We start from the raw sequence: 12,335 nt of genomic DNA, 5'->3' as shown, positions 1-12,335 counted from the left end.
AAAGTATTACCCCTCTTCAAGAGATTCACGCTGTATCCGAGCAAGTTCGGCGGTGCCTTCTAAAGCAAGATCGAGCAAAGCATTCAGCTCATCACGGTCAAACGGTGCACCCTCTGCCGTACCCTGAACCTCCACAAATTTCCCGGAACCAGTCACGACCACATTCATATCAGTTTCAGCGCGCACATCCTCGGTATAGGGCAAATCAAGCATGGGAGTACCGTCGATAATACCCACAGAAATAGCGGATACAGAGTCTTTTAAAGGCTTATCACTGGGTGAAAGCAGACCATTACGCTGTGCCCACGCGATAGAATCGGCGAGCGCTACATAGGCACCCGTGATCGAAGCGGTACGTGTTCCGCCATCTGCCTGAAGAACATCGCAATCCAGAACAATGGTATTTTCTCCCAACGCATTCATATCGATAATGGCACGCAAGGATCGCCCAATAAGACGGGAAATTTCGTGTGTACGACCGCCAATCTTTCCCTTGACGGATTCACGCGAAGACCGGGTTCCTGTAGCACGCGGAAGCATAGCGTACTCTGCGGTTACCCAACCTTTTCCTTCACCTTTGAGCCAGCGTGGTACCCCTTCCGTGAAGGATGCGGTGCACAGCACCCGGGTATCGCCGAACTCTACCAGCGCAGACCCTTCGGCTTGGTTTGACCACCCACGAGTGATGATGATGGGGCGCAGTTCGTTGAGGGCACGACCGTCGGCACGGGCTACAGAAGTCATAGTTCTCCTACTCTTCTTCCGGGGGAAGAGATATGTTTGACATGGGTGGATCGAGCAGTTCGATAACGTTCAGGGTTGAGGTTGGCGGATGCGTGGGGGCTGGCCTAGGATGCACGCGATAGCTTGCTGCAACCTCGGCGACGCCTACCGGCCCGTCAAATGCGCTTTGTGCCTCGGCACGGGCGATATCGGGGTCATTCCACACGGGCAGATGCGTTAACAAAAGGTTGCGTACCCCGGCTTCTTGGGCTGCTTCACCGGCGCGCTTACCGGTCAGGTGAATACCACGCAGCGCGTCGTCACGCCCTTCTTGGTATGCCGCCTCGCATAGGAAAAGATCAGCGCCGCGGGCAGCCTTGATGAGCCCATCGCATGTATCGGTATCACCGGAGTAAGCAAAAAGTGTTCTGCCGTCCCGGCTATTGCAGGTAATACGCAGGGCGTAAGGGTCTTTAGCGGGGTGGAGTACCCTGAATGGCTCGACCGTGAAAGGTCCAATTTCGACTTTATGCCCTTCGTCCCAAGTATGATATTCAAACTCAGTACTCATGCCCGGGTCTGGGTCAAGCCCGTGCGTTGCCGAAAGATATTCGTTAATGGCAGCAGGTCCGTAGAGAGGAATCCTACCTTTGGGCCAGCCTCGGGGATCCCATTTCACGGCGACATGCAAACCGGAGAGGTCAATGCAGTGGTCAGGGTGAAGATGCGATATCAGGATAGCGTCAATCTCAGCTAGGTCAATATACCGTTGAAGTACGCCTAGGGAGCCGTTGCCCATATCCATGAGCACACGCCACGTGCGCCCAGCATAGTCGGTTGCTGAGAGCAGATAACAGCTCGCCGGAGAATTTGGTCCGGGAAACGAGCCGGTACAGCCGATAATCGTCAAGCGCATACGGGGTGTTTCCTATTCGGTGTGTGTGAAAGCAGCAAGACTTGAGTCGATCGTGACGGAAGGCAGTCCTGAGGCTTCTTTGGAGTTGGAGTCTTTCGTAGTGGCCTTTTCGCTGCCTGCTGGTGCGGGAAGAGCCGCCAAAGAGCCCGTGGGGAATCGTTCTGCCACAGATGCCGTGTGCCGCACATTGTGAACTTCTGGACCCAAGAACCTGCGCGCTAGGTTCTCGAAAGTCTCAGATTCGCCGGTCGTTAAGAATTCATGATGCGGATTCGTTTCAAGGTCAGGGTTCTCAATATTCTCGGTAAGAAGTGCCCGATAAACGTCTTTGGCAGTCTCATCTGCCGAAGAAACAAGAGTTACGTCCTCCCCCATGATGTAGGAAATAATGCCCGTCAGCAAAGGGTAGTGAGTGCAGCCAAGTACCAGCGTGTCTACTCCCAAATCTTTAAGGGGCTGCAGATATTCTTCGGCAGTACGCAAAAGTTCGGGTCCGGATGTCACGCCCTTCTCCACGAACTCGACGAATCGAGGACATGCGACAGACTGCACCATAAGGTTCGGGGCGATCGCAAATGTATCTTCGTAAGCGCGTGAGGTTACCGTTGCCTCTGTGGCGATAACCCCGATCTTACGGTTGCGGGTCGCGGCTAGTGCTCGACGCGCAGCAGGCTGAATTACCTCAATCACGGGAATACCGTAGTGGCGGGTGTAGCGTTCGCGCGCATCCCGAAGCACGGCGGCAGAGGCAGTATTGCACGCAATAACCAGCATTTTTACGCCGGAATCAACAAGCTCGTCCATAATGCGCAGAGCATTGGCACGAACCTCAGCAATTTTGAGCGGGCCGTAGGGTCCATGAGCGGTGTCGCCTACATAAATAATGCGCTCATGCGGCAACTGATCCATAATAGCGCGCGCAACGGTCAGACCACCTACCCCGGAGTCAAAAACTCCGATGGGTGCGCTTGATGTCGGACCAGCCGGTGGCGCGGGGGTTCCCCACGGGGTGCGGGTACGATATGGATTTGAGGTATCTAAGTTATCGCTCACGAACTTTACCTGTTTTCCTTCAGCATATGATGTACTTTATTTTCATTCTAAGGTGTTACAGATACTGTCCTGTTCTAGATAGCCGTCTCTGAGTCCTAAACCACCCTATAGGATGAGCCACATCAAGGTTCGGGCAGTGATGTTTCATATCGCATGCGGTACTGGATCCGTTAATCTGGAGGGCATCGTGCGATGCGTTTACCTTGCCTCTGAGCAGCACGTTTCTAAGACTGTGGGGTTTCCATCGAATCGAGCATCGCAACCATAAGCGAGTCCTGTACCCAGGTCACGAAGTTGTACACGACCGCCAAATAATCGTCATCGTTCTCAACCTTTGACCAGTCCGTGAGATGGTGCACCTGGTCTGCACGTTCTTCATCGATAATGTCTAAACGGCTTCCCAAGACTAAACGGATATCGTTAAGTGCAGACGCCCACGCATGCGCGTGCTCATCACTAAGCACAATGTCTCCCGCTTCAATATCGAAAGCGAGGAGACTCAGATTTGCCACCTTCGTGGCGCGTAAATCCTGTTCGGTGTACCGGCGATATTCCAGCGCTGCCTCAGGATCGCTACTTCCAGCCGGCAGTACTCGTGCCACCGCTGGATCGTCTGGGATGCTGGGATTCTCGACAATACCGATGAGAGCTTCAAGAGGATCATGATTTTCCGAATCCGGAGATTCCAGAAGAGCAATCACGTCTTCAGCTAGATCTCGAATAAGATCAAATTCAGCCTTCTCAAATCGAGCGGCATAGCCATGCGGTGTATGTCGAAAACCCTGCGCCATAAATTAGTTCTCCGCCTTTTCAAAGCTCGCCATCAAACCCCACGCGTGCATGGCCTGGGTATGCTTTTCCGCATCCTCACGACTACCGGTGAACACAACAGCCTTGCCATTATTGTGCACCTGGAGCATCAGTTTCTCGGCACGACGACGGCTAAACCCGAAATGAGCGCGAAAAACATAGGAAACATAGGTCATAAGATTAACGGGATCGTTCCAGACGATTACCTGCCACGGCGTCTGCGTTTCAAGATTTTCGTCAATCGTCGCATCAAGCTCAGTGGCATCTAGAGTATCGGTCGCAAGAACAGCCGTCACAGTGTGGTTGGAAAGATGGGTGAGCTTGTTGGTCATGCATAAGATTATACTCGTGGGGGCTTTGTTCCTGCGGGATTGATTCCGTTCAAATAATCATAAATATATTAAAGTCAAATTTACATTATGTCGCGGACAACACATCCCGTAAAGGTAGTAACCTGCCTAACAGACAACTAAAATGAGACATATGGCAACTACCTCGCTTCTAACCGACCATTACGAACTTACGATGCTCCAGGCAGCGCTCGCCTCTGGAACTGCGCATCGCCGCTGCACCTTTGAAGTCTTTACACGTCGCTTGCCCGCGGGCCGCCGCTACGGCGTGCTCGCAGGTACAGGACGCTTTCTCGAAGGGCTTCAGTCTTTCCGCTTCGATGACGAAGATCTATCTTTTCTAGCCTCTCGCAATGTTGTGAATGCGCAAACCCTAAAATACCTTGAGAACTTTAGGTTTACCGGCAATATTCGAGGCTATGTCGAGGGAGAGATTTTCTTTCCGCACTCCCCCGTTGTACAGGTCGAAGCAACTTTCGCAGAAGCCTGCGTCTTAGAAACCTACCTGTTGTCTATCTTGAACTATGATTCAGCTGTTGCCTCTGCAGCATCACGTATGACTGCGGCGGCGGGCCACCGTCCCTGTATTGAGATGGGCTCGCGCCGTGCGCACGAACGTGCCGCTGTATCGGCGGCACGTGCCGCTGCTATTGCAGGCTTCACTGCAACATCTAACCTGGAAGCGGGCAGGCGCTATGGGCTTCACACTCTCGGTACCAGCGCCCACGCCTTTACCCTTCTTTACGACTCTGAGCGTGAAGCCTTTGAAGCGCAACTGCAATCGTTAGGGGCACGCACGACCCTTCTTGCTGATACCTATGATGTCGAGAATGCGGTACGCCTTGGCGTGGAACTCGCGGGCGAAGAGCTCGGCGGAGTCCGCCTAGACTCAGGTGATCTGGTAGCATCGGCGCAGCGCGTGCGTGAACTTCTCGATTCTTTGGGCAACCACAACACCAAGATTACAGTAACGAGTGATCTTGATGAATATGCTATCGCTTCCTTAGCCGCCGCGCCGGTAGATTCCTACGGTGTGGGCACCAGGCTAGTGACCGGTTCCGGTGCGCCTACCTCCGCAATGGTGTACAAGCTGGTGGAACGTGAAAATACTGCTGGCGAGCTGGAACCCGTCGCTAAAACCTCTGCTGGCAAACGTTCTCTAGGTGGTGCAAAGCAAGCTGCGCGCCGCCACAATTCCTTGGGTATCGCCACCGCCGAGCTTATCGGAACGGGGAACAACCCCGCTGCCCTCGAAAATACTCGCGACCTCATTCGCGATTTTGTGGTTTCTGGCGAGCTCCTGCCCGGTTTTACTGGCGAGGAGGCGGTACGCAACGCAACCGAACGACATAGCGCATCCCTAGCGGAACTTCCCGAATCCGCTCGTCGCCTTTCAGAAGGCGAACCCGTTATTCCCACTGAATTCATCTAGCCACAGCCCATCCAGATATTGCCAAGAAAGGGACTATACACATGACAAAAGCGCTTATTATTGTCGACGTTCAGAATGATTTCTGCCCTGGCGGAGCCCTTGCAACACAGCAAGGCGCCAACGTTGCATCGCTAATTAGCGAATACGTTGAGGAACACCATCACCAGTACGATGCCATTGTGGCAACTCAAGACTGGCACATTGATCCCGGTGATCATTTCTCAGATACCCCAGATTATGTGAATTCCTGGCCCGTACACTGCGTTGCCAACACCGAGGGGGCAGAGATTCACCCGAATCTTGATACCGACTATATCGAAGCATATTTCCGCAAGGGTAAGTATGAGGCGGCATATTCGGGCTTCGAGGGTCTTCAAGCTGCCGAAGATTCCGTGATGACCGGTGAGCACGATCCCGAAGCATCGTTGGAAGATGAGGCACCTAACACCCCGCTCGCCGATTGGCTCGACGAACATGATGTTAAAGATGTTGATATCGTCGGGATCGCGACCGACTTCTGTGTACTAGCGACGGCAAAGGATGCAGTAGACGCCGGGTACGAAACTCGCGTTCTGATTGACCTCACGGCGCCGGTTCATGAAGACAAACTGGATGATGTTATCGCCGATATGGAGGATGACGGTATTACCGTTGCGGAAGTGCTTTAGTCAGGCGAGAGATTATTCTACGAGCTCCTGCCCACGAACCAATCCGCCAGTTTATCCAGGCGAGCCTGAATTTGTTCCGCGGATGCCTGCGCAACTGCGGGACCACCGCAAATTTTACGCAGCTCATTATGGATAACGCCGTGTGGTTTGCCTGAACGGATAGACCAGGCCGCCACGTTTTTCGCCAGTTTATTGCGCATCTCTTTAAGCTGGCGGTGGTCCACAATTGCGGGAGCTGCTGTCGCTGGGCGGCGGGATGCATGTTCACGCTGGCGTGCACGAAGTAGAGTACCCACTTGGTCGGCATCCAGCAAACCGGGAATACCGAGGAAGTCTTGTTCTTCTTCCGAACCGATCTCCAGACCACCTGACGAAAATTCGGAGCCATCGAAGAGCACGCCGTGGAAGGAAGCTTGCGAACCAATCGCCTCGAATTTACCGCGCGTTAGTTGTTCGGAAGCACGTTCCTCTCGGTTTGCTTCTTCGAGCGCTTCATCGTCCAGCCCTTCAGTCATTGGATCGATATCGTCGTCGGTGGTATGGCGATCGAGAGCGTGGTCACGCTCAACTTCCATATCATTGGCAAGCATCATCAGCTGCGGCACAGACGGCAGAAAGACAGATGCGGTTTCCCCACGTTTACGGGCACGTACAAAACGGCCAATCGCCTGTGCGAAGAAGAGAGGTGTGCTGGTGCTGGTAGCATACACACCCACCGCCAAGCGGGGTACGTCCACCCCTTCGGACACCATGCGTACCGCAACCATCCACCGCTTGCTGCTTTCACGAAAATCGTCGATTTTAGCGGATGCTTCACGATCGTCAGAAAGTACTACGGTCGGCTTCTCCCCCGTGATATTGTGCAGTTTTTCGGCATAGGCTTTGGCATCGGCGTGGTCAGTTGCGATGACGAGCGCCCCCGCGTCGGGAACAGTGCGGCGCACTTCGGTGAGTCGTTTATCGGCCGCAGAGAGCACTGTGGGAATCCACTCACCCTGAGGATCAAGTGCGGTGCGCCATGCCTGGGCGGTAATATCTTTAGTGAATCCTTCCCCTAGATTCGCCGCCATTTCTTCTCCGGCGGAGGTCCTCCAGCGCATTTGTCCGGAATATGCCATGAAGATAACTGGCCGCACCACGTGGTCTTTCAGTGCGGGGCCATAACCATAGGAGTAATCGGCTCGCGATCGACGAATACCTTCATGGTCTTGCTCATAGGTAACAAATGGAATAGGTGAGGCATCAGATCGGAATGGTGTACCGGTCAGCGCAAGGCGACGTGTGGCCTCATCGAAAGCTTCACGCAGACCATCACCCCAAGATAAAGCATCACCTGCATGGTGGATTTCGTCGAAAATAACAAGAGTCTTGTCATTTTCGGTATTTCGGGCGTGTAGCTGCGGCTTATTAGCAACCTGCGAATATGTGAGCGCTACGCCCTTGTATTGGCGTCCAACGTGAACATCGGCGTTTTTGAAATTAGGATCGATCGGAATACCGACCTTAGCAGCGGCATCCGCCCACTGTTTCTTGAGGTGGTCGGTGGGTGCTACCACGGTAAGTTTTCGCACAACCCCGCGATCGAAGAGTTCGCGTGCCAAGGTGAGAGCAAAGGTTGTCTTGCCCGCACCAGGGGTTGCTACAGCCATAAAGTCCCGAGGGTTCGTCTCAAAATATTTTTTCATCGCCTCGGCCTGCCAGGCACGCAGACTGACGGAAGTACCCCAGGGTGCACGGTCAGGGTATGCCGGGGAGAGCTTTGGCTTAACCATACTGTCAAATAATGTAGGTTCTTCGTACTCGCTCATGCTCTTCTCCCCCATATTTTCTCTGGTTTACCTTTGATTCAGTATTTCCTGTGTACAAAGGCTCCTACAGAAACACAGATTATAAATTCTACCACCGTGTCGTGATACGTCCGCGAGGGTTCGCGCAATTATTTTGCCCGACGCGAAGTCTGTTTGAGCCCAAAAATAGAGTATGTGCTTGCGCCCCCATGATGGGGATGCAGGCACATACTCTTCAGATTCCGGAGCGAAACTTCGGTTATTTGTCGCCGTTATCCGAATTATCTTTACCAGGCTTAAGACCCTCGTAGATTTCTTTGCAGGTTGGGCAGACTGGGAATTTCTGGGGATCGCGTCCAGGAGTCCACACCTTACCGCACAGCGCGCGAACGGGCTCACCGGTAAGGGCGGATTCCATGATTTTTTCCTTACGCACGTAGTGCGAGAAGCGTTCATGGTCGCCCGGCTCAGAAAGCTGGGTTTCTTCCCGCTCAAGTAGTGCGGTACCGCCCGCCGTCTCGGGGCCAAAGGGATCTTCAACGCCTTCAATGGAGCTCATGTTCTCTCCTCCAAGTATGCTCTCGCCGTCTTAATGCTATTAGTTCTATTGTAGAGACTAGTGTAACAACGGGAAGGGATGCCGAGTTATTCCATAGAGAACAAGGGCGACGCTTGGAAACATACGTGTAACTGTCCCATAACGCCGCCCCCCATATTCTCTATAGGTTCTAGTTCGTATTGAACTTTGCAACCCGCTGAAGCATCATCGAGCTATGGCGATCGTAGAGTTTACCACCTGCAGAAATTCCAATAATGAATAGTGCAGCACCGATAACCAGCTGGATAACGCCAGAGATAATCAGCACCATGTCGTCCTTGCCGCCGACCATGTAGATGAACGAGCCAATCCCACCGGGAAGAGCGATCAGCATGCAGATAATCATGCTGCCCATCAGCAAAAGCTGCTTCGCAAAGCCGTCTGGCTGTTTAGGCGTTTTGAAGGGGTTGGCTCCAGGAGGCGCGACCGGTGGCGAAAGCACTGTATCAAGCATCAATCCGAACCCTACGGTTCCTGCGTAGACTCCCAGCTGATGCAAAAGCACGACCGGGTAATAGGCTATAAGCCCGTGGACAGCGCACATAATAAAGAACATCACCACGACGATTGGCAGCATTACGATGGAGTGTCCGAGTGCACGCCCAAGCCTATCATCACGCCCACGCAGAGGCGAGAGCACGTGCAGACTAAAAGCCGTGTTATCGTACGAGACCATATACGCTATGTAGAATCCTGTGAAGACATTGCAGAAATAGACCCAGAAGCCAAAGAGCGTTTCAGGTCCAGCCCCGGAACTAGCGAGCTGGATTCCCGTCGTCGCACCACGAGACCCCATGCTGCCCGTGAAGAGCGGCATCACGAGAGCAAAGAGTACATAGAGCATGGCAGTCATGGCGATCAGCAAAGTCATGCGCGTATCTTTGAAGTAGCTATGAATGGTACGTGCAGCCACAGCACCCCAACCAGTGTTTGGGAACCTCGCAAAAATACCAATATCTCCTGCCGTCAGGTTCTTAGCCTTGCCCCGTTTTTGTTCGCCGCTGACATTACGCATTGAGCGTTCGAGGCTACGACCCCACAATACCCAAGCACCACCCAGGTATATGAGGGAAAGTACCAGACTTAGACCTGCTAGAGCCCAGTTACCCGCCGCCACATGGTATGCAATCGCAAAAGCGGACCCGAAAGGCGTATACCCCAACCATTGAACGTTCTGAGCGATCTCCTGGAAATGATCTATCACATAGAACATAGCTCCACTGAATATGAAGCCCGAGCTTACCAACAGCACGCCCAGAATAATCTTGAAGATAAGATCAATACGGGGGTTAGCATTCAAATAAACGCCAAGCTGATTGGCAAGGCGCGCCACTGTCATCAGCAAAGCCAGCCCCAACACTATGCTCAGCAGATAGGCTACTAGTCCCACAGGATTACCAATAAATCCAAGGGTTCCCAGAAGGATTAGGATAATCGTCGCTATACCTGGAAGACCTATAAACCCACCGAAAAATTGCCCCTTCTGCAGCGTCTTAGCCTCTAGCGGGAATAACACGAAGCGGCTTTCATCAAGGGTTCCGTCTAGGCCAGTCCAGACAATGGGGATAAGAGCCCAGCCAAGAGATACAAGAAACCCGAGGAATAGGGCGAGTGCAGGACCATCTAAACTACCATCAATCCCTAAACCAACATAAGCGAACCCCAAACCAGTCAGTGTGCCAAGCAGATATAGGGCGCCAAAGGCAATACCAATAATCGCCCACACACTACGTTTGAGCGAAGCAAGCACATACCGCCATTTTAGTGAGACGAGGTGCGCAACCATGATAGTCCTTCCGAGGTGGTGCGTCCGCCCACGAGCTGTATGAAACGTTCTTCCAAAGTAGATTCCCCACGCACTTCATCAACCGTACCCGCAGCGAGAATCCGTCCCTCATCCATAATGGCGACGTGATCGCATAAACGCTGCACCAAGTCCATAACATGCGAGGAGAGAATAACTGTTCCGCCTGAGGCGACGAATCCTTTGAGGATATCCTGAATATTAGCCGCTGAAACCGGATCAACCGCTTCAAAGGGCTCATCCAAGATCAAGACTGAAGGGGCGTGAATCAGCGCTGCTGCGAGGGCGATCTTCTTAGTCATACCTGCTGAATAGTCGGCGACCGCGCGGCCTGCTGCATCGGTTAAATCCATAGCCTGCAGAAGATCCTTGGTACGTTCGGCGACAGTGTCACGTTCGAGACCGTGCAGGTACCCCGAATAGGTAATAAGCTGTTCACCTGTGAGTTTATCGAAAAGGTGTACGCCATCCGGCAGAACGCCCAAGTGCTTTTTGGCTTCCAAAGGGTTCTGCCACATATCGGTTCCCTTAATCAACGCCACGCCTTCGGTGGGCTGCAGCATACCAGAAACCATTGAGATAGTCGTCGTCTTACCGGCACCGTTGCGCCCTACCAAACCGTAAAAAGAGCCGGTAGGAATGGAAAGATTAATGCGATTAACGGCAACAGTCATGCCGAACGCCTTCGTCAAACCATGAATTTCGATGGCATTAACAAGGTGCGCACCAGGTTGGTGACTAAGAGCCTCACGGGTGACTTGAGGCAAGCTCCCCAGCTGCGCGTTTGCATAACTCTGTTCGGTCATTGACTGACCGACATCATACGTCGGTGTACCAGCTTGTGTATTCTCTGGTGAATAGCCGTAGTCCTCAGGTGCCATCCCAGGCACAGAATTGTGTTCTTTCATACATACAACGGTACCAGTTTGGGAATACTTCAGAACCATATTTTGGGCTTATATCACCAATAATTCTCTAAACTTTTCAAAGCATGAACTATAAGGATTACTAGAGTATTTTTTATTACCTTCACGTTGAAGGTGCGAATAAGGCGGGATGCGTCACAAGCTACATACATCCCACCTTATTTTCTCTTCTATGGGTCTAGAAAATTGCCATCGTCAGCTCAGCCCGTGCTTTGACTGTTCGCGGATCTGTAGCACCCACAACGTCAAAGAGCTGCACAAGACGTTCACGTACTCGGGTCTTATCTTCCGGAGAAACAGATTTAAAAAGTCGCAGCAGTCGTGCGTAAGCATCTTCAACATGCCCGCCTATAACGTCAAGATCGGCAACGTTAAAGGCAGCCTCAATGTTGAGAGCATCGGATGCAGCTGCTTCACGCTCTTGGGCAAGATCCAAATCTGCCACGCGAGCTAATAAATCAACCTGAGCAAGCCCGACTTTAGCATCATGATCGCCCGGGTTCTCTGTCAAAGCCTCGCGGTAGGCGGCTCGTGCTCCTTCATAGTCGCGTTCGTCAAGAGCCTGCAAAGCTTTAGCGTGCAGCGGCGGCAGCGTCTTCTCTTCCTCAGCTGAAGGTGCAGGCTCAAACCCACCGGGAAGCTGATACTGCGCAGCAACCTGCAAGACCTGCTTCAGCATTTCTGACAGATCCTGCGGGCTAATCTGACCGTTATAAAGAGGGGCCGGGCGACCGGCGATAACGGCCACGCCTGCCGGTACGCCGTCCAGGCCAAACGCTTGGGCAGCCTCCGGAAGTTTCGTAATATCGACGGCGGCAAGCAGCATCGCACCTTCCGCCGCATTGACTAGGTTTTCGACGGCGTCTAGCATTTCAAGCGACGCTGGAGAATGCGGGGCATATAGCCCAAAGATCACGGCGCCTTGGGTAGACAGTTGTACGTGCTTCTGAAAATCTTCAGGTGTTGCAACATCGAAACGCCAGCTTTTCGCCGAATTGTTTTGTGCTGCAGTGGGTGTAGAAGTACTGATATCATGACCGCCAAGCACTGGAGCGCTACGTACCGACGCGGGAATTTGTTCTGCTGAGCTTTGGGGGTTTGTTGGCAGTTGGTTCGGGGTGGGAGGAATTGTCATCGAGAATCCTTTGCGAGCCTCAGAAAAAATTTAACGTACTCCCTAATTATCCCGCGCGACCCACTGTTTTACAGGATTCTCGGCAATCGTTCGAGGTGCGCGAAATTTCAGATAGGCTTACTCGGTAGCTTTC

Annotated in this window: 12 protein-coding genes; 2 read left to right on the top strand and 10 right to left on the bottom strand. The window is 52.8% G+C overall.

The features are described from left to right. Nucleotides 1–6: 6 nt before the first annotated feature. The 5 genes from rph to clpS all read right to left on the bottom strand — a co-directional run bounded on the left by rph (nt 7) and on the right by clpS (nt 3,834). Nucleotides 7–744, bottom strand: coding sequence for a ribonuclease PH (gene rph / locus HMPREF3016_RS00730; protein WP_070697877.1), 738 nt, complete (start codon nt 742–744; stop codon nt 7–9). A 7-nt stretch (nt 745–751) separates the two neighbouring features. Then, nucleotides 752–1,639, bottom strand: a complete 888-nt coding sequence (locus HMPREF3016_RS00725; protein WP_070449564.1) for an MBL fold metallo-hydrolase — start codon at nt 1,637–1,639, stop codon at nt 752–754. Nucleotides 1,640–1,651: 12 nt separating this feature from the next. Further along, nucleotides 1,652–2,692, bottom strand: coding sequence for a glutamate racemase (gene murI / locus HMPREF3016_RS00720; protein WP_070739371.1), 1,041 nt, complete (start codon nt 2,690–2,692; stop codon nt 1,652–1,654). A 224-nt stretch (nt 2,693–2,916) separates the two neighbouring features. Next, nucleotides 2,917–3,483 (bottom strand): DUF2017 domain-containing protein, encoded by a 567-nt coding sequence (locus tag HMPREF3016_RS00715; protein WP_013398900.1) that lies wholly within the window; start codon nt 3,481–3,483, stop codon nt 2,917–2,919. Nucleotides 3,484–3,486: 3 nt separating this feature from the next. Continuing rightward, nucleotides 3,487–3,834, bottom strand: a complete 348-nt coding sequence (clpS, locus tag HMPREF3016_RS00710) for an ATP-dependent Clp protease adapter ClpS (protein ID WP_013398899.1) — start codon at nt 3,832–3,834, stop codon at nt 3,487–3,489. Nucleotides 3,835–3,976: 142 nt separating this feature from the next. On the opposite strand from clpS, the gene HMPREF3016_RS00705 reads away from it, so the two are divergent. Both HMPREF3016_RS00705 and HMPREF3016_RS00700 read left to right on the top strand, forming a co-directional pair. Then, entirely contained in the window at nt 3,977–5,284 is a 1,308-nt protein-coding gene (locus HMPREF3016_RS00705; RefSeq protein ID WP_285840324.1) for a nicotinate phosphoribosyltransferase, read from the top strand. Nucleotides 5,285–5,325: 41 nt separating this feature from the next. Next, complete coding sequence (locus HMPREF3016_RS00700) at nt 5,326–5,952, top strand: isochorismatase family protein (RefSeq protein WP_070739368.1); 627 nt, start codon at nt 5,326–5,328, stop codon at nt 5,950–5,952. 17 nt (nt 5,953–5,969) lie between these two features. Here the strand turns inward: HMPREF3016_RS00700 and HMPREF3016_RS00695 are convergent, their stop codons facing one another. The 5 genes from HMPREF3016_RS00695 to HMPREF3016_RS00675 all read right to left on the bottom strand — a co-directional run bounded on the left by HMPREF3016_RS00695 (nt 5,970) and on the right by HMPREF3016_RS00675 (nt 12,202). Next, complete coding sequence (locus HMPREF3016_RS00695) at nt 5,970–7,760, bottom strand: DEAD/DEAH box helicase (protein ID WP_210399772.1); 1,791 nt, start codon at nt 7,758–7,760, stop codon at nt 5,970–5,972. Nucleotides 7,761–7,998: 238 nt separating this feature from the next. Continuing rightward, complete coding sequence (locus HMPREF3016_RS00690; protein WP_070619990.1) at nt 7,999–8,298, bottom strand: DUF3039 domain-containing protein; 300 nt, start codon at nt 8,296–8,298, stop codon at nt 7,999–8,001. Between the two features lie 169 nt (nt 8,299–8,467). Beyond that, a complete protein-coding gene (locus HMPREF3016_RS00685; protein ID WP_070739363.1) occupies nt 8,468–10,123 on the bottom strand; it encodes a transporter in 1,656 nt (551 codons plus the stop codon). Beyond that, nucleotides 10,099–10,947, bottom strand: coding sequence for an ABC transporter ATP-binding protein (locus HMPREF3016_RS00680; RefSeq protein ID WP_070739408.1), 849 nt, complete (start codon nt 10,945–10,947; stop codon nt 10,099–10,101). Before HMPREF3016_RS00680 ends, HMPREF3016_RS00685 begins: the two co-directional genes overlap by 25 nt. A 298-nt stretch (nt 10,948–11,245) precedes the next feature. Further along, a complete protein-coding gene (locus HMPREF3016_RS00675) occupies nt 11,246–12,202 on the bottom strand; it encodes a co-chaperone YbbN (RefSeq protein ID WP_070739360.1) in 957 nt (318 codons plus the stop codon). Nucleotides 12,203–12,335: the final 133 nt, after the last annotated feature.

It is taken from the genome of Rothia sp. HMSC065D02 (genome assembly GCF_001815285.1).
Classification (GTDB): domain Bacteria; phylum Actinomycetota; class Actinomycetes; order Actinomycetales; family Micrococcaceae; genus Rothia; species Rothia dentocariosa.
The sequence above is the reverse complement of the archived record's forward strand: the minus strand, read 5'-3'. Positions and strand labels throughout refer to the sequence as shown.